Source organism: Polaromonas sp. P2_G11 (genome assembly GCF_056403595.1).
In genome coordinates, this window is sequence record NZ_JBFUFE010000001.1 from 1,104,191 (window position 1) to 1,120,643 (window position 16,453).

A 16,453-nucleotide genomic window follows, 5' to 3' on the forward strand; every position below is an offset into this window, starting at 1 on the left:
AAAACCGAGAAACCCCATGAAGCAGCGCGCATTCAAGCAAGTCGACGTGTTCACACCCACCCCTTACTTCGGCAACCCCCTGGCCGTGGTAATCGACGGCAGCGGCCTGGATGATGCCGCCATGCAGCGTTTTGCCAAGTGGACCAACCTCTCGGAAACCACTTTCCTGTTGCCACCCACAGACGCCACGGCTGATTACAGCGTGCGCATCTTCACGCCCGGCGGCGAACTGCCTTTTGCCGGCCACCCCACGCTGGGCAGTTGCCACAGCTGGCTGGAAGCCGGTGGGCAACCGCACAGCAAAGACTTTATCGTGCAGGAGTGCAAAGTAGGCCTGGTGAAGATTCGCCGCGAGACTGGCACGAAGCGCCTGGCGTTTGCCGCGCCGGCCCTGAAGCGCTCCGCGCCCAGCCCCTCATTGCTGGCGCAGGTAGCCGGCGCGCTGGGCCTGAAAGCGACAAGCATCCTGGCTGCCCAATGCCTGGACAACGGCCCGTTGTGGCTGGGCCTGCTGCTGGACAACCCGGAGACCGTGCTGCAACTGGCGCCCGATCACAAAGCGCTGGCCAAGCTGGGCACCAAAGTCGGCGTGGTGGCGCGCTACCCACGTGAGGAAACCGCGCCGCTGATTGCACGCGCCAACCGCGAAGCCAAGGCATTCGCAGCCTCCGCACCTGAAACAGCCCCTGATTTCGAAGTTCGGGCCTTCGCCTCTCCCATCGGTGTCGACGAAGACCCCGTCACCGGCAGCCTCAATGCCAGCCTGGCCCAGTGGCTGATCGCCGAAGGCCATGCATCCGAGCGCTATACCGCCTCGCAAGGTGTCTGCCTGGGCCGCGCCGGTCAGGTGCATATCGAGCGCGATGCAGCCGGCCAGGTGTGGGTGGGCGGCGAATCGGTCACCTGCATTGACGGAAGCGTGACGCTTTAGGAACCAGCCCTAACCATGGAACACAGCACCACACTCCCGCCGCTGGCCTCGCAGGTCGACCACCTCGTGGTGGTGGCGGCCAGCCTCGCCGAAGGCGTGCAGTGGTGCGAACGCGTGCTGGGCATCACGCCCGGGCCGGGCGGCGAGCATCCGCTGATGGGCACGCACAACCGGCTCTTCACAGTGGCCTCGCCGGCCTTTCCACGCGCCTATTTCGAAATCATTGCAATCAATCCGGACAAGCAAACCCCGCGTACGGCACCGGCCAGACGCTGGTATGACCTGGATGATCATGAGTTGCAGCTGCGGCTGAGCAAGACCGGCCCGCAGCTCGCGCACTTTGTCGCCTCGACGCCCCGTGTGATCGCGGCGGTGCGGGCGCTTTCCCGCCTGGGGCTGGATCGCGGTGAGGCGCTGGACGTCTCGCGCATGACGCCGCAAGGCCAGCTCACCTGGAAGATCACCGTGCGCGAAGACGGCCAGCGGCTGTTTTACGGCGCGCTGCCCACGCTGATCCAGTGGGGCGACGTGCATGCGGCCGACGGCATGGCGCCGTCGGGCGTCACGCTGCAATCGCTGCACGCCAGCCACCCGCGTCCCGACGCGCTGCGCGGCGGCTATGAAGCCATAGGGCTGGCTGGCGTAGGCCTCGCGCAAGGCCCGCCCAATCTCATCGCCACGCTGCAGACGCCGCGCGGCCTCGTCACGCTGGAATCCAAAGGAGCCTGAGAATGTTTACGAGCACAGAACTCGCCTGGTTTGCCCTCGCCGCCCTGGTGCTGGTGCTCACGCCCGGGCCCAACATGATTTACTGCATCTCGCGCACGCTGTGCCAGGGCCCCCGCGCCGGGCTGGTGTCGCTCAGCGGCGTGGCGCTGGGGTTTGTGGCGCACCTGCTGGCGGCATCTTTCGGTCTGACGGCCCTGCTGCTGGCCGTGCCGCTAGCCTTTGATGCCATCAAGGTGGCAGGCGCCGCTTACCTGCTCTGGATGGCCTGGCAAGCCGTCAAGCCCGGGGGCCTGGCGCCTTTTGAAACGCGCGAGCTGCCGCATGACCCGCCGCGCACGCTCTTCCTCATGGGTTTTATGACCAACCTGCTCAACCCCAAGGTCGCCATGTTTTATCTCTCCTTCTTTCCGCAGTTTTTGTACCCCGAGCGCGGCGACCTGCTGCTGCAAAGCCTGACGCTGGGCGCCGTGCAGATCAGCGTCAGCACGGGTGTGAACACGGTGCTGATCTGTTTCGCCGCGGCGATTGCCGGTTTCCTCAACCGCAATATCAGCTGGATGCGCGTGCAGCGCTACGTGATGGGCACGGTGCTGGGCCTTTTGGCGCTGCGCCTGCTGACTGAAAAGCGGGCGGCCGCATGAGCCGCCGGACCGCTCCCAAGGCGAATGCCGCAGCTCGCAGAGCGGAGACCACCCAATGAGCGCCGTACTCGACCACAAGCCGCAGCTGGGGAACAGCATGCTGCCTTCGCTGCAGGAGATTGAAGACGCGGCGCGTGTCGTCTACCGCGAATTCCAGGCCACGCCGCAATACCGCTGGGGCCTGTCCAGCCAGCGGCTGGGCACCGACTGCTGGATCAAGCACGAGAACCACACGCCGGTGGGCGCATTCAAGCTGCGCGGCGGACTCACCTACTTTGAAGCGCTCAAGCAACGCGGCGAGCTGCCGCGAGAAGCCGTCAGTGCCACGCGCGGCAACCACGGCCAAAGCATAGGCTGGGCCGCCCGCGCGCACGGCGTGCCCTGCACCGTCGTGGTTCCGCACGGCAACTCAGTGGAGAAAAACGCCGCCATGCGCGCGCTGGGCGTCACACTGATCGAGCATGGCAACGACTTCCAGGAAAGCCGCGAGTTTGCGAAGAGGCTGGCTGCCGAACGCGGCGCCCACATGGTGCCGAGCTTTCATGCGGATTTACTGCGCGGCGTCAGCACCTACTGGTGGGAATTCATGCTGGCAGTGCCGCAACTCGACGTGGTGTATGTGCCGATAGGCCAGGGCTCGGGCGCGTGTTCGGCCGTTGCCGCCAAGCTGGCGCTGGGCCGCAAGCTGCGCATCGTGGGCGTGGTCAGCGCGCACGCCACCACCTACGCCGACTCGCTGGCCGCGGGGCGCGTGATTGAAGCACCGGTGACCACCTACCTGGCCGACGGCATGGCGTGCCGCGTCGCGGACCAGGCCGCGCTGGATGTCTTGCTGCCGCACCTGGAGCGCATCGTGAAGGTGACGGACGACGAAGTGGCCCAGGCCATGCGCGACCTCTATGCCGACACGCACAACGTGGCCGAAGGCGCGGGCGCGGCCAGCTTTGCCGCGGCCATGCAGGAGCGCGAGCAACTCAAGGGCCTGGTAGTGGGCACGACGCTGTGCGGCGGGAATGTGGACACGGCTATTGTCGCCAAGGTGCTAGCTGCCGGCCCCCACGCTTCTCGCTTCGCGTAGTGCGCTGCCCCCCGAGGGGGCGCTGCGCCTGCGGCCCGGCAAAGCCGGTTCCACGGCCCCTGCTGGCGGGGCTGCGTTTTTTGGCTGAGGCCTCGACACTCGAACACCCAGTCGCGCGCGAGACTAAACGCAGGGGGGCAGCGCGCCACAATTTACCCATGGGAACCCTCTACCTCGTGCGCCATGGCCAGGCCTCATTTGGCGAAGACGACTACGACGTGCTCAGCCCCATGGGGCGCCAGCAAAGCGTGCGTCTGGGCGAGTACTTCAAGTACAAGGGCATCACCTTTGACGCCGCTTTCACCGGCACGCTGCAGCGCCAGATCAATACCTTTGCAGGGATCTGTGAAGGCATGGGCATCACCATGCAAGCCACACAGCGCCCGGGGCTCAATGAATATGACAGCCACGCCGTCATCGGTGCCATCCACCCGCACAAGCTCGAAAAACCCACCACGCCCGAGGAATACCGCGGCCACTTCCGGCTGCTGCGTGACGGGCTGGCACAGTGGATGGCCGGCGTCGTCAGCCCCCAGGGCATGCCAAGCTACATCGGGTTTGTTGAGGGTGTAACTTCTGTCCTGGACCACATTCGTGCCAGTTACACCGGCAATGTGCTGCTGGTTTCCAGCGGCGGGCCCATCTCGACCGCAGTGGGCCATGTGCTGGGCACCAGCCCTGAAACCACGATAGAGCTGAACCTGCGCATACGCAACTGCTCACTTACCGAGTTTGCCTTTACGCCCAAGCGGCACATGCTGGTGACCTACAACACCTTGCCGCACCTGGACGCGCCCGAACACGCAAGCTGGATCACTTACGCCTGACAGTGCCCGCGAGCAGCCGGCTTCGTGGTTTTTCCGCCATTGCCGAATCGACCACAAGCAAAGATACTTTGCGGCAACATGACCGCCGCCCTGATGCCCAGTCTTCGTCCTGTCGGAATTCACCTTCACGGTGAAACAACCGGCGCGCTAGCGGCTTCCACCTACAGTTTCCTGGTGCAGCTTGAAAAGCTCGGTCTGCAGGACGCCGTGGAAACCAGTGAGATTTTTCCGGGCTCCACCGCCGCAAGAAGCTTTTGCCTGCCGGAAGGCCTCGCCGCACAATGGGCGCCCGGCCTGGATACCCTGGGCCTGGCGGAACGGCTGCAGCTGGATACGCTGAACGACAGCGAAGACCTGGAACGGGAGATTCTTCTGGCCATGCTGCTCAGCCCGGTCGCCTTTGAATTTCCCAGCCATGCGGAGCTGGCATCGGCAGTGCGCATACGCCGCAACATCGTGCTGGCCGCACGCAAGACTGCACTGGAATTCCACACCACCGAAGTCAACCGGCCGGAGGACTGCTGGGTCTACTCGGAAGACGCTGGCTTTACCGTCAAGCCCGGTCACGCACTGATTCCCGCCCTGGAAAAAGCCACCCAACCCGAGGCCTCGGGCAAGCTGTATTCCTTTTCCTGCTACCGCGCGACCGAATACGTGATCCTGCTGGCCATCGCGCAGGAACTCGAAACCTGCAACCCGCCGTTGCTGGCTGCGCTGCAGCAGCGCTGGGAGCGCCGCGCCATCATGTCGGGCAAATTCCATGACGTGTTCCTGCGCGAATACGGCACGATGGAACAACCGCTGCCGCCCAAGTATTACGTGCCCGGCGACCGCCTCTGGTTCCGAAACCCCGATGAACACTCCTCGGACGTTTCGGGTTATGAAGGCTCCTGGGTGTTCTATATCGGCAACGGGCAGTTCACCAACTTCTGGAAGCGCGAGCAGCCCTACACCCTGACGGCCAAATGCCTGGAGCTGTTTCACTGGCGGTATGCCACCTACACCGACGAAGCCGGCGAGTTGCGTATCAATGAAAGCATCGTGGAAGCCGGCGTCAAGTCCTCCAGCACCGACCCGGCCGAGACGGCGCGAATCCTGGAACTGATGCTGCGCATGCGTGAACCCAAGGGCGTGTATGCATCAGGCGGGTGCATAGACACCTCGCGGGAACACCCCCGCTGGGTCTGCCCGGGCACCGCCGACATGGTGTTGCCGACCGCCTGATGCGATTTCAGGCAGCATGATTGCTATTAAATCAATAGCTGCTTGCGCTCATCACATAAGGGTTTCAGGCATTTTTTCTTCAAGAAACCCGAACCTCCTATTTCAGCTGGCTAGCGCTGACCCGCCAGACCACGTTGCCCACATCGTCAGCCACCAGCAGCGCGCCGCGCTTGTCCATCGCCACGCCCACCGGCCGGCCGTAGGCATGGCCTTCGGGGCTCAGGAAACCCGTGAGCACATCCACCGGCAAACCAGCCGGCAAGCCCTGGCGAAAAGGCACGAACACCACCTTGTACCCGCTGTGCGGCACGCGGTTCCAGGAACCGTGTTCACCGATAAAAACTCCCATGGCCAGTGATGGCGGCAGCGCATTGCCTTCTGAAAACACCATGCCCAATGGCGCGACATGGGAGCCCAGCGCGTAGTCGGGTGAAACCGCTTGCGCCACCAGGTCCGGACGCGGCGGCTTGACGCGGTCGTCCACGTTCTGGCCGTAATAGCTGTATGGCCAGCCGTAAAACACGCCGTCGCGCACGGAAGTCAGGTAGTCGGGCACGAGGTCGCTGCCGATCTCGTCGCGCTCGTTCACCACCGTCCAGAGTGCGCCGCTGCCGGGTGCCCAACCCATGCCGTTGGGGTTGCGCAGGCCCGAGGCAAACACGCGGTGGCTGCCGGTTTTGGCATCGACCTCCCAGATGGCGGCGCGGCCGGTTTCGGCTTCCATGCCGCGTTCTCCCACATTGCTGTTGGAGCCGACAGTGACATACAGCTTGCTGCCGTCCGGACTGGCAATGATATTTTTGGTCCAGTGGTGGTTGATGGGGCCGGCCGGCAGGTCGACCACCTTGACGGGCGCCGCCGTGATGCGGGTCTGGCCCGGCTGGTAAGGAAAGCGCATAACGGCATCCGTGTTGGCCACGTAGAAATCGTTGCCCACCAGCACCATGCCGAAAGGCGAGTTGAGGTTTTCCAGAAACACGCTGCGGCTTTCGGCCTTTCCGTCGCCGTCGGCGTCGCGCAGCAGGGTGATGCGGTTGGCCGTGGGCGCGCCAGCGCCGGCCCGGCCCATCACCTTTTTCATGAACCAGCCGCGGATACCCTTGCCGTCTTCGGGCTTGGGCGGCGCATTGCTTTCAGCCACCAGCACGTCACCGTTGGGCAGCACGTAGACCCAGCGCGGATGGTCCAGGCCGCTGGCCAGGGCCGTCACGCCCAGGCCCGCCATGGGCGTGGGTATAGCCCCCTCGGGCCAGCCCTTGGCCGGCGCGATGTTCACCGTGGGAAACAGGGTCTTGTTGGGTTTGGGCAGGGTTGGATTGGCGCCCATCCCGGCCTCCGGCGGCAACAGGGCCGTGTCGCCGCACGCGGCCAGCGTACAGGCGCATGCCGCGCACAACGCCAGAACATGCCAGACGCGTTGACGGGCAATCGATTGCATAAAACCCCCTGATGAAATGACGGCAATGCCAGCGCCCTGTATGGTGCGGGGCATTCGTCAGTGTGGGCGGGTGAGGTCCGCGCAGCTGTCAGCCGGCCTCACCGACCACTGTCAGCGCTGACCTTCGCCTGGCTCAGCCGGGCAGCAGCGGCAGGTCGGCCTTCTTCAGCGTGCGCAGTACAAAGCTGGATTTGCTGTGGCGTATGCCCTTGATCTTGTAGAGCCGCTCGCGCAGCAGGCGCTCGTAGTCCTTGGTGTCGTGCACGGCAATGCGCAGCAGGTAGTCGTATTCACCGGACACCAGGTAAGCCTCTATCACTTCGGGAATGGCTGCCAGCGTTTCACCGAATTTCTCCAGCGTGTTGTCGGAGTGGCTGTCGAGCGTGACCTGCACCATCACCGTGTCGCCCAGGCCCAGCGCCTGCGCATTGAGCCGCACGGTGTAGCCCTCAATCACCCCAGCCTCCTCCATCTTCTTGATGCGGCCCCAGCAGGGCGAGGGGCTCAGGCCGACGGCCTGGCCGATGTCTTGCAGGCTGGTGCGCGCGTCAGCCTGCAAAACCTGAAGGATTTTCCGGTCTAAAGTGTCCATTCAGGTAATTTATCTGAAATTGGCCGTTTTACAGATTTTTTATCTGTTTATGGGAAATTCAACAGCAAATCAGGCAAATTATTCGGCCCTACCCGCGAGATACTTTCTTACATGGCAGCGGGCTTACCGGTCCGCCTGGCAAGACAAGGCCCCCAGTGAGTTACCGCTCACTGGGGGCTTTGATTTTTATTCCATTGCTAATTCGCCGCGATAGGTCGTTACGCCGCCTTGCCGTGCCAGGGCCTGTCAATGCCATTTATGCAAATGCGAATGGGGTGAAAACGGTGCCAATCAAGGCGCGCGACGACGCCCAGACTTTTGTCTGGCTAGAAGCGCAACGCCGAGTGGCGCCGTTTTCACCCCATTCCCTCCGGGTTGCGATCAAAAAGGCCTTGCGCGGCGTTGCAAAGCCTTGACGGGGTCTACCCCGCCTGCGTTTTGCGCCTTGCTCAAGGCCTTTTTGACTCGCAACGCATCTGCATAAATGGCATTGGCAGGCCCTAAGCACTGTCTGCGGCGGCGCGCCTACTCTCGCAGCGAATTAGCAATGGAATCAGGGATCAGCCGACAGCGCACTGCAGGCGCAACTCCAGGCAAACGCCGCTGTCCCGGTTGTGCGCGGTGATGGTGCCGCCCATCTTGGCCATATAGGTTTTGGCGACAAACAGGCCCTGCCCGCGCTGTCCCGCGGCGCCGGTATCTGGCTGGTCAGACACGCCGTATTCGAAAACCTTGTCCAGCAGGCCGGCCTCGATCTGCGGGCCCAGGTTGCTGATGGTGATGAGCGCCTCGGGCGCGGTGCCTTCCTGTGCCTGCTGCGACAGCGTGATGCGGATCAGGCTGCCGGGCAAACGGTAGCGATCAGCATTGCGCAGCACATGCGACACGACATCTTCCAGCGAATACTCGTCGGCACGCACCCTGACCGGCTGGACCAGCGGATCAAAGGCCACACCGGGAATGCCCGCGGCCGCAGCGTTGCGCGCCACGTGGCTCAGGAACTCATTGGCATCCAGCGTCTGCACATTGAGCGCGGTGGATTCAAAGGCTTCACTGGGCGATGCGCTGCCGTAGAGCACGCGCACGGCCTGCTGCATGCGGCTGATGTAACGGTGCGCGGGGTCGTCGGCGCTTCCGTGCAGCACCATGAGCGATTGCAGGGGCGACATGATTTCATGGCCTACCGCGTGCCAGGTGTCTTTTTCCTGGGCGACCCGGATCTGCTCGCGGCGCACGTCTTCGTTCACGCGCTGCAGCAGGTCTTGCAGGCCGCCGGCCAGCACACCCAGCTCGTCGCCGCCACGCAGGTCGGCCAGGTCAACCGTTGCCAGGTTGTCGCTGGCGCGCACGCCCTTGGACACGGTGGCCGCGCGGCGGGTGAGTTCGGTGATGCGGCGGATGATCCGCAGCTCAATGGCCAGCCAGGTCACAAAGATGGCCAGCAGCATGCCGCCCACAAACCAGGACACGCGGGTGGCCACGGCCGTGAGGGCCTTGTTGACGCTGCGAATGTCACCGGTCAGCGAGAGTTCATAACGCCCGAGTGGTGTGCTGATGATGTCGGCGCTCGTGACGGGTGCGTCATAACCGTCCACTTGCAGCCGGCGTATCAACCACGCAATCAGGGGCGAGGACCGCTCCGTCGTCTCCGCGCCGGACAGCGACACGACGTCCGAGCTGACACCCGCGCTGCCCATCCTGCGGATGCGCAGCTTCTCGCCGGGCAGCAGCAAAGGGGTCAGCTCAGACCACGAAAAAGGCGCAGTGGCGCCCCCGGCATTGCTGTCGAACAGAGGCTTTCCCTCGCCGGGAGCCAGCATTTCCACCTGCACCTTGATCTGGTCCAGATCGGCCGGCGGCCAGACGATGCCCGCGGGCCCTTTGGAGAACAGAGCCTCGCGAAACAGCTCAACCGGCAGGCGCACGCTGACAAAGGCACGCCGGGCGCAATCCGGGTCTGCCGCCAGCGTGCCGTCCACGCAGCGGCTGTCTTGCCAAAGCCAGCCGCGAAAGTCGCGCACGGGCCGGCTGGCTGGGGTGATCGGGTTGTCGTCCGAAAACCCCACCAGGCGCCCCCTGGCATTGGCAAAAGGCGAGGCGTTGCGGCCCTCGTCCGTGGCCTGCATGGCCTGGAAAGGCGCGATCCAGCGGTAGCGCTGTCCGCGCATGTCGACCGTGATGCGGGCGCGGTGCGCCTGGCTTAAATCCAGCGTTCCAGAGGTGTGCGACACCAGGGGCCCGCTGTTGAAGCTGCCGACGGCATAGAGAAAACCGCCGGCAAAGGGGTTGTTGCCGACGGCCACGCACATCGACGCCGCGTCGGGGTATTGCACCAGGCAGCCGGCCATCTCCACTGCCTGCTGGGCCTTGTTGCGATCGTCAAAATCGAGGGCCGAAAAAGGCAACACCAGCGGGCGCAGCGGCGTCACCTCATGCTCGTAGGCCGTGGGGTTGAGCAGCACCAGTTGGCCGGTGGGATGGCGCAGCTTGGCGGCGATCTGCGCCTGGTTTTTGCGAAAGCCGTCCTGGTAATTGCGGTAGCTTCGCTCCTTTTCGTCTTGCAACACGGCGATGGCCAGGGCGACGGTGGCCAATGCCAGCAGAAAAAAAGCGCCGCGAAAAAATACGCGCAGCCCGAAGGGTACGCGCGCCGGCAGCAGGCGCTCGACATCCAGGCGTGTGGGCAGCTTCACGGCTTGCCTCTGCCGCGCGGGGGCTCCGCCGCCTCGGCCCAGCGAAAGCCTCGCATCGGGATGTTTTCAATGCCGTCAAAGGCCGCATCGATTTCCTTGAACGCGTCGCGAATCGTGCTGACGTGCTTGCGGATGTTGTCGCGGTTGCGGCCGCTCTTGACCACCTGGTACAGGTCGTCATAGCTCACCACCTCGCCGCGGCGCGCGTGCAGCGCCGCCAGGATGCGTTGCGCCGTCAGCGGCAGGTTCACGCGCTGACCGCGCCAGATAGCCGTGTTCTGTCGCAGCGGGTCCAGCTGCAGCTCCTGGCTGTCTGCGGCGGGCGCCTTGCCTTCCGGCTTCGTTTTGGCGGTGCGCAGGATGTCGAGGAAAGTTTCGATGAAGTCGGCTTCTTCAAACGTGGTCTTTTGCAGGTAGTCCCAAGCGTCCAGCGCTTTCATGATGCTGCGGTAAATGGCAGCGGGCATGGCGGACACCACCAGCACGGGCGTACCCTGCCGCTGCTTGTTGATGGCGTTGATGATGGCCACGCCGGCATGGCGTTCGCGCCCCAGTTCGATGTCCAGCACCACCGCGTCATAGCCTTCGCGGGCAACGGCGGCCTCGGCGTCGTCGCGGTTGAACCATTGGTCGACCTGGATGCCCGGACGGGCCGATTCAATCCAGCCCTTGAGCTGGTTGCTCATGGGCAGGTCGTCTTCGATCACGGCAATTTTGGTCATGAGGCCTCAAGAGGATGGGGTGTCGCCATTATGGGTGTGGCCTGCGCCAGGCCGTGTGAGTGTTTCTTCCGTTGGCGGAGGGTTGCCGCCGCCAAACCGTGCAAAGACACCGCGCAGGCGCATTGAATGCTCCGGGCCCGATTCGAACAATGGAGGCCAGAGAAAGCGCAACCCGCGCCTCTCGCCAAACCAACCGGAGGAGCCCATCATGAACCCACGCCTTAGCCGTATTTCCCTGCGCATCCGCGCCATCTTTTCCAGGGGGGTGCGCGGCACCCGCCGTATCGCTGCCACAGGGGTGCAGCGCGCCGCCAGCGCCAGCGGCCTGATGATCGCCACCGCCGCGGCGGGCGCGGTCGGCTACCTGCTGTGGGTGCACCCTCCCATGGAGTCGGTGGCGCGCGGCGACGTGGCGATTCGCACCAACCAGCTGACCGGCAGCGTCGACGAATTCCGCGAAGGTTCCTTGCTGCTGCTGCCAGCTCTGCATGAGATGCGCACTTTCTCGCTGCGCGACCAGGTCTACCGCCCTGAAGGCAGCAGCCGGGCCGACGGCCCCTCGCCCTTCCAGTCGATTGAAGGCATGTCGCTGGGAGTGGACATCACGGTGCGTTATGCACTGGATCCCACCAAGGTGAACGCACTGTCGAAAAACCTGCCCGACGACATCGCGGGCCAGATCGTGCAGCCCGCCGTGCAAGGCGTGATCTACAAGACCTTCACGCGCTACACCGTGCGGGAAATTTTCTCGAGCAAGCGTGCCGAAATCCAGCAGCTTATCGAAGCCGAACTCAAACCCAAGCTTGCGGCCGACGGCATCCTGCTGCGCACGGTGCAAATGGGCAAAGTGGACCTGCCCGCGGACTACCGCCAGGGCATGGACAAGCTGCTGGCCGAAGAGCTGGCCACGGAAAAGATGCGCTACACGTTGGCCCTGAAGGAAAAGCGCGTGAAAGAAACCGAGCTGGACGCGATGGCCGAAAAAATACGCCGTGAAACCAATGCGCAGGCCGCCGCCAGCGAACAGGTAATTGCAGCCAAAGCGCAGGAAGAAGCCATGAAACATGTCCTGCCCTTCAAGCAAAAGCAGATCGAGCAGCGTCAACTTGAAGCCGAAGCCGACAAGCAGTCGCGCATCCGCACGGCCGAAGGTAGCGCCCAGGCGCGGCGCATCGAGGCATCGGGTGAAGCCGATTCGCGCCAGAAACTGGCGGATGCCGAAGCCTACCGGCTGGACCGCGTGGGCAAGATCAACAGCGAGCAGATGGCGCGCGAAGGGGTGCTGATCACGCGCCACCCGCTGCTGATCCAGAAGACCATGGCCGACAAACTCAGCGACAAGATCACCGTGATCATCGCCCCGCCCTCCACCAGCGGCGGCTTTGTGGGCGCGGGCCTGCTGGGCGGCGCGCCCAAAGCCGGCCGCACCGTGGCGCAAGCGCCGCGCGGCGCCGGCACGCAAGACCACGACGACAAAGAAGAGGCCGAATAATGATCACCACCGCACTTCTGACCCTGGCCATCGTGACGCAGGACCAGGCCACCCTGCGCGCCGCGCCGCGTGATTCGGCCGCACAGCAGGCGGCCCTGTGGCAAGGCGACGCGCTCGAGATCCGCGGCCAGCGCATGGATTACCTGCAGGTCTACGACCACAGGCGCGAACGCGCAGGCTTCATCCACGTGAGCCAGGTGCGCACGGTCTCGCTGCAGCCCGAGGAAGCGCCGCAGCTGCTCTCGGTGGTGCGCTTCCTCCGCGAAAGCCCGGGCGCTGAAGCCCTGGGCATTGCGTACACGGCCGCTTACCTCAAGGCCGCGCCGGCAGACGCCATAGGCGCGGAAGCCTTTGATGCGTTGGGCACCATGGCCGAACGCCTGGCGCGTCGCGGCTCCATGAAGCACGGCAAGGCCACGAGTGACGTGATCTCTGCGCACATGGAAGTGGCCACCTTTTATGGCGTGAACTTCAAGGGTTATGAGCAGAACGGAAGCATGCAGCTTTGCTACAACGGCGAGGCCTTTCGCCGCGTGCTGGCGCTGCCATCCGACGCCGAGCAGCGCGCGCGCGCCGCACTGGCTGTGACCCGCCCCGATTGCATGAGCCCCGACCTGCATCCGCAGGACCGCTTCACGCAAGACCAGTGGCGCGCCGAAGTGCTGGACAAGGTCAGCGCCGCGCAGTTCGCCCAGTTGTCTGAAGTCAGCAAAAACCGTTTGCGCCTGCGCCGTGCCGGCGTGCACGCCAGCCTGGCGTTTGAGCAGGCGCGCCGGGCCGAAGCACCCACGGCAGCCGCCCAGCGCGCCCTGGCGGAACTCGCAGCGGTGAACAAGCTGGAGCTGACGGACAACGACAGGCAGGACTACAACGACGCGGCGATTCGAGTGGGCGCCTCACGATGGGGCGCTGAAACCGCGCTACCCCGCTTCGCCAGACTGACGGTAGCCACCGAGACGGGCCAGGCCGGCGAAACCTGCGTGGCGCTGTACGAAAACAAGGCCGACGGCAAACCCGGCAAGGAGGCCGTGGCCAGGCGCTGCACCTACGGCATCGTGTGGACCGCGTCCGCCAGCGCCCACCCGGATGGCCAGGCCCTGGCGCTCGCGGTGCAGCCGCTGGACACCTGGCGCGAGCTGTGGGTGTTTCGCAAAAGATCCGGGCAATGGACGATTGAGGTGCTGCCGCCCGCCAGCAATGGCCCCGAGTTGGGCTATGTGGAATTTGCCGGCTGGGTGCGCGGTACGCCTCACATGCTGCTGGCCCGCGAGACCCGCATTGCCGGGCGCCTGCGCCGCAGTTTCGAGGTGGCGCGCATGGACAGCTTGACGGCCGAGAAACAGGCCGGTGACCCGGGAACGCTGGCGGCCTTTGCCCGCTCGCAGGACGCCGCGTGGAAGCGCCAGACCGTGATCCTGCGCTAAATGCCTGCTTGCAAAAGCCTAGAACGCGGTTCTATCGCTCAGCGTATCGGCCGGCAACTGGTCGATCTCCGCCAGCAGCCGCGCCAGGCTGCGGCCCGCAGCACCCAGCAAGGCACGGCCCTTTTCCGCTGTGGCCACAGCGGCATTGCCAACGGCGCCTTGCGGGTTGTAGTCCTGCATCTGCCAGGCCAGCTTGGCGCTGCGGCCGTCACCCAGGATGCTGTACTTCGCAGCCCTGTCCTGTGAAGTGGAGTGAAAGTTCTGCGCCTTGGCCATGTCGACCTGATCCGGCTTGAGCGCCAGCATCATGGAGGTTTCGATCTCGCCGGCGTGGATGCCGAAGCGGTGCTCTTCGGCACTGAACAAATCATTCACGGACTTGCCATCCTCACCTGTGAGCGGCAGGTTGAACCAGTTCACGCTGTAGACCAGCATGCCCAGCCGGGCTCGCAGGTCGCGCGCCACCACATCCAGCAGGCCAACCTGGCCGCCGTGCGAATTGAGCAGCACCAATTTCTTGACACCCGTTTGCGCAACGGATTCGGCCAGCTCAGTCCAGAGCCGGATCACGGTCTCGGCTTTTAGCGTGAGCGTGCCGGCAAAGCGATCGTGCTCGGGGCTAAAGCCCACCGCCTGCGTGGGCAAAAACAGCACCGGCTGCGTTGGGGGTAAATGCGGCAAGGCGGCTGCAATCACACCTTCCACCAACGTCGCATCCACATTAAGCGGCAGGTGCGGGCCGTGCTGCTCCACCGCGGCCACCGGCAGCACCGCAATACAGCGGGCCAGGTCCAGACGCGAAAAGTCAGGGCTTTTCAGGTCGGACCAGAAACGGGGGGGGTTGGCTGCATCGAAGGTCATGGAGGGTATTTTGAGCTATCTGGCGATGCCGGGGGCTGGGGACTTCTGGCTGGTGGCGAATCGAAACAGTTCTGACGAGCGGGCAAATCCCCAGGCTCTGGCGGCTCAACCGAGCGTGAAAGCGCACCGATCGCCATCAATCGGGGGCTTGAGAAGCAAAAATCCCGTTAAAGAGGATTGTTTCCCGGCAAGGATAGCAGCGACTTGTACAGGCTGCGGTGGCGTTGGTTCGACCTGAACCCGGTTTCCTTCAAGTGCAGGTAGAAGGTATGCCTGTGTGCACCGCTGAACTGCACCAGACGTCGCTTGGCATAGCGCCAGAAGCTCTCGATACCGTTGACGTGAACTGAACCCCGGGCAAACTCATTGTTGCCGCGGTTGACCCGCAGGTGTCTTCTGGTGATGAACTTTGCCTCTTAAGCCCTTGAATTAATAGCAATATGATTCTTCTGCCGTGGCGGCACGTGGCCATGGGATTTGCGGATGACCGCGGCCGGGCAAGTCAACCGCCTTGCGAGGGAAGACGTTGAAGAAGAGCGTCTGTCACGGCTGCCCTGGTCCTTCGTGGACAGTTCACCCGGCAACACCCGCACCATAACTTTTCCAACATCCGGAGCTTCCCCATGAACAAATTACTGTCCACCCTCATCAGCGCAGCCGTCCTCGCCATGCCCCTGGCCGTGATCTCCACGCCAGCAGCGGCCCAGGCCGCCGCACCCGCAGCAGCCCCTGCCGCCGCACCAGCCGAAAAAGCCGCCGCGCCCACAAAAGCCAAGGCAAAAGCCAAACACAAGGTCAAGCACAAGGCCAAGGCAAAAGCCAAAAAATCGGTGTAATTCGCGGATGAAGTTCCGCTGAGCCCTTGATCAGGCGTCAGGAATTGAAAAAGCCCGCAGATGCGGGCTTTTTTATGGCCGTCTGTTTCGGCGCAGGCTCAACGGCCCAGGTACGACAGCGCAATTCCCGCAAATACCGTAAAGCCCAGCCAATGGTTGAGCCGAAACGCCTTGAAACAGTCATCGCGCTCGCGCTTGCGGATCAGCCAGCCGTGCCACAGCGCCTGCCCGAGCGCCACCGCAATTGCTATTAAATAAATAGCTGCTTGCGCAATATCCATAAGGGTTACAGCCCAAATTAACAGAAAAATCAGGTAACTGAGCATGACACCCGCCACATCGAACCGCCCCAGCGTGATGGCCGACGTTTTCATGCCGATCTTCAAGTCGTCGTCACGGTCGACCATGGCGTATTCCGTGTCGTAGGCAATCACCCAGAACAGGTTGCCCAGCAACAGTACCCAGGCCAGCAGCGGAACGCGCGACTGCACGGCGGCAAACGCCATCGGAATGCCAAAGCTGAAAGCGACCCCCAGCACCGCCTGCGGCATGGAGACATAACGCTTGGCATACGGATAGACCAGCGTGACCGCCAGCGCGGCGAATGACCAGGCAATGGTGACGACATTGGTGGTGAGTACCAGCCCGAAAGCCAGCAAAGCCAGCACGGCGCCGAGAATCAGGGCCTCTCTGACAGAAAGGGCGCCGCTGGTCACGGGCCGCTGCGCCGTGCGTTTGACATGCCGGTCAAAATCACGGTCGGCCACATCGTTGACACAGCAGCCGGCACTGCGCATGAGGAAAGTGCCCAAGCTGAACACGACCACAAGGTGCCAGCCCGGAAAGCCGTGCGAAGCCACCCAGAGCGCCGACAGGGTGGGCCACAGCAGCAGCAACCAGCCCGCCGGGCGATTCCAGCGGATCAACTGCAAATAGAAGTCGAGTTTTTGTTTCAACAAGCCAGG

The 16,453-nt window shown here is 63.8% G+C and carries 16 protein-coding genes and 1 pseudogene; 10 read left to right on the forward strand and 7 right to left on the reverse strand.

Annotated features, from left to right (window positions below; all coding sequences use genetic code 11):
- Nucleotides 1-16: 16 nt before the first annotated feature.
- The 6 genes from AC1DWQ_RS05365 (at nucleotide 17) to AC1DWQ_RS05390 (ending at nucleotide 5,430) form a co-directional block, all read left to right on the forward strand.
- Nucleotides 17-931 (forward strand): PhzF family phenazine biosynthesis protein, encoded by a 915-nt coding sequence (locus AC1DWQ_RS05365; RefSeq protein ID WP_477668692.1) that lies wholly within the window; start codon nucleotides 17-19, stop codon nucleotides 929-931.
- Between the two features lie 15 nt (nucleotides 932-946).
- Nucleotides 947-1,660 (forward strand): VOC family protein, encoded by a 714-nt coding sequence (locus AC1DWQ_RS05370; protein WP_477668693.1) that lies wholly within the window; start codon nucleotides 947-949, stop codon nucleotides 1,658-1,660.
- Between the two features lie 2 nt (nucleotides 1,661-1,662).
- On the forward strand, nucleotides 1,663-2,301 hold the full coding sequence (locus AC1DWQ_RS05375) for a LysE family translocator (RefSeq protein ID WP_477668694.1): 639 nt from the start codon (nucleotides 1,663-1,665) through the stop codon (nucleotides 2,299-2,301).
- Between the two features lie 55 nt (nucleotides 2,302-2,356).
- Entirely contained in the window at nucleotides 2,357-3,379 is a 1,023-nt protein-coding gene (locus AC1DWQ_RS05380; protein WP_477668695.1) for a threonine dehydratase, read from the forward strand.
- Nucleotides 3,380-3,537: 158 nt separating this feature from the next.
- Nucleotides 3,538-4,206, forward strand: coding sequence for a histidine phosphatase family protein (locus AC1DWQ_RS05385; RefSeq protein ID WP_477668696.1), 669 nt, complete (start codon nucleotides 3,538-3,540; stop codon nucleotides 4,204-4,206).
- A gap of 93 nt (nucleotides 4,207-4,299) precedes the next feature.
- On the forward strand, nucleotides 4,300-5,430 hold the full coding sequence (locus tag AC1DWQ_RS05390; protein ID WP_477668933.1) for a hypothetical protein: 1,131 nt from the start codon (nucleotides 4,300-4,302) through the stop codon (nucleotides 5,428-5,430).
- 97 nt (nucleotides 5,431-5,527) lie between these two features.
- On the opposite strand, the gene AC1DWQ_RS05395 is transcribed toward AC1DWQ_RS05390, so the two are convergent.
- Both AC1DWQ_RS05395 and AC1DWQ_RS05400 read right to left on the reverse strand, forming a co-directional pair.
- The gene (locus AC1DWQ_RS05395) at nucleotides 5,528-6,868 is read right to left on the reverse strand and encodes a PQQ-dependent sugar dehydrogenase (protein WP_477668697.1); all 1,341 of its coding nucleotides are present in this window, start codon (nucleotides 6,866-6,868) and stop codon (nucleotides 5,528-5,530) included.
- 133 nt (nucleotides 6,869-7,001) lie between these two features.
- Complete coding sequence (locus AC1DWQ_RS05400; protein ID WP_092132085.1) at nucleotides 7,002-7,460, reverse strand: Lrp/AsnC family transcriptional regulator; 459 nt, start codon at nucleotides 7,458-7,460, stop codon at nucleotides 7,002-7,004.
- Nucleotides 7,461-7,615: 155 nt separating this feature from the next.
- Here AC1DWQ_RS05400 and AC1DWQ_RS05405 point away from each other — a divergent pair, with 155 nt between their 5' ends.
- Complete coding sequence (locus AC1DWQ_RS05405) at nucleotides 7,616-7,876, forward strand: hypothetical protein (RefSeq protein WP_477668698.1); 261 nt, start codon at nucleotides 7,616-7,618, stop codon at nucleotides 7,874-7,876.
- 144 nt (nucleotides 7,877-8,020) lie between these two features.
- Here the strand turns inward: AC1DWQ_RS05405 and AC1DWQ_RS05410 are convergent, their stop codons facing one another.
- Both AC1DWQ_RS05410 and AC1DWQ_RS05415 read right to left on the reverse strand, forming a co-directional pair.
- Complete coding sequence (locus AC1DWQ_RS05410; RefSeq protein WP_477668699.1) at nucleotides 8,021-10,153, reverse strand: sensor histidine kinase; 2,133 nt, start codon at nucleotides 10,151-10,153, stop codon at nucleotides 8,021-8,023.
- The gene (locus AC1DWQ_RS05415; protein WP_477668700.1) at nucleotides 10,150-10,875 is read right to left on the reverse strand and encodes a response regulator transcription factor; all 726 of its coding nucleotides are present in this window, start codon (nucleotides 10,873-10,875) and stop codon (nucleotides 10,150-10,152) included. Before AC1DWQ_RS05415 ends, AC1DWQ_RS05410 begins: the two co-directional genes overlap by 4 nt.
- A 208-nt stretch (nucleotides 10,876-11,083) precedes the next feature.
- On the opposite strand from AC1DWQ_RS05415, the gene AC1DWQ_RS05420 reads away from it, so the two are divergent.
- Nucleotides 11,084-12,367 carry an SPFH domain-containing protein gene (locus AC1DWQ_RS05420; protein ID WP_477668701.1) on the forward strand — a complete coding sequence of 428 codons (1,284 nt, stop codon included), beginning with the start codon at nucleotides 11,084-11,086 and terminating at the stop codon, nucleotides 12,365-12,367.
- A complete protein-coding gene (locus tag AC1DWQ_RS05425) occupies nucleotides 12,367-13,791 on the forward strand; it encodes a hypothetical protein (protein ID WP_477668702.1) in 1,425 nt (474 codons plus the stop codon). Before AC1DWQ_RS05420 ends, AC1DWQ_RS05425 begins: the two co-directional genes overlap by 1 nt.
- 18 nt (nucleotides 13,792-13,809) lie before the next feature.
- On the opposite strand, the gene AC1DWQ_RS05430 is transcribed toward AC1DWQ_RS05425, so the two are convergent.
- On the reverse strand, nucleotides 13,810-14,652 hold the full coding sequence (locus tag AC1DWQ_RS05430; RefSeq protein ID WP_477668703.1) for a creatininase family protein: 843 nt from the start codon (nucleotides 14,650-14,652) through the stop codon (nucleotides 13,810-13,812).
- A 167-nt stretch (nucleotides 14,653-14,819) separates the two neighbouring features.
- Nucleotides 14,820-15,047 (reverse strand): annotated as a pseudogene (locus tag AC1DWQ_RS05435) (IS1595 family transposase); the annotation flags it as partial.
- Nucleotides 15,048-15,275: 228 nt separating this feature from the next.
- On the opposite strand from AC1DWQ_RS05435, the gene AC1DWQ_RS05440 reads away from it, so the two are divergent.
- Entirely contained in the window at nucleotides 15,276-15,488 is a 213-nt protein-coding gene (locus AC1DWQ_RS05440) for a hypothetical protein (protein WP_477666459.1), read from the forward strand.
- A 98-nt stretch (nucleotides 15,489-15,586) separates the two neighbouring features.
- On the opposite strand, the gene ubiA is transcribed toward AC1DWQ_RS05440, so the two are convergent.
- Nucleotides 15,587-16,447, reverse strand: a complete 861-nt coding sequence (gene ubiA, locus AC1DWQ_RS05445) for a 4-hydroxybenzoate octaprenyltransferase (protein ID WP_477668704.1) — start codon at nucleotides 16,445-16,447, stop codon at nucleotides 15,587-15,589.
- Nucleotides 16,448-16,453: the final 6 nt, after the last annotated feature.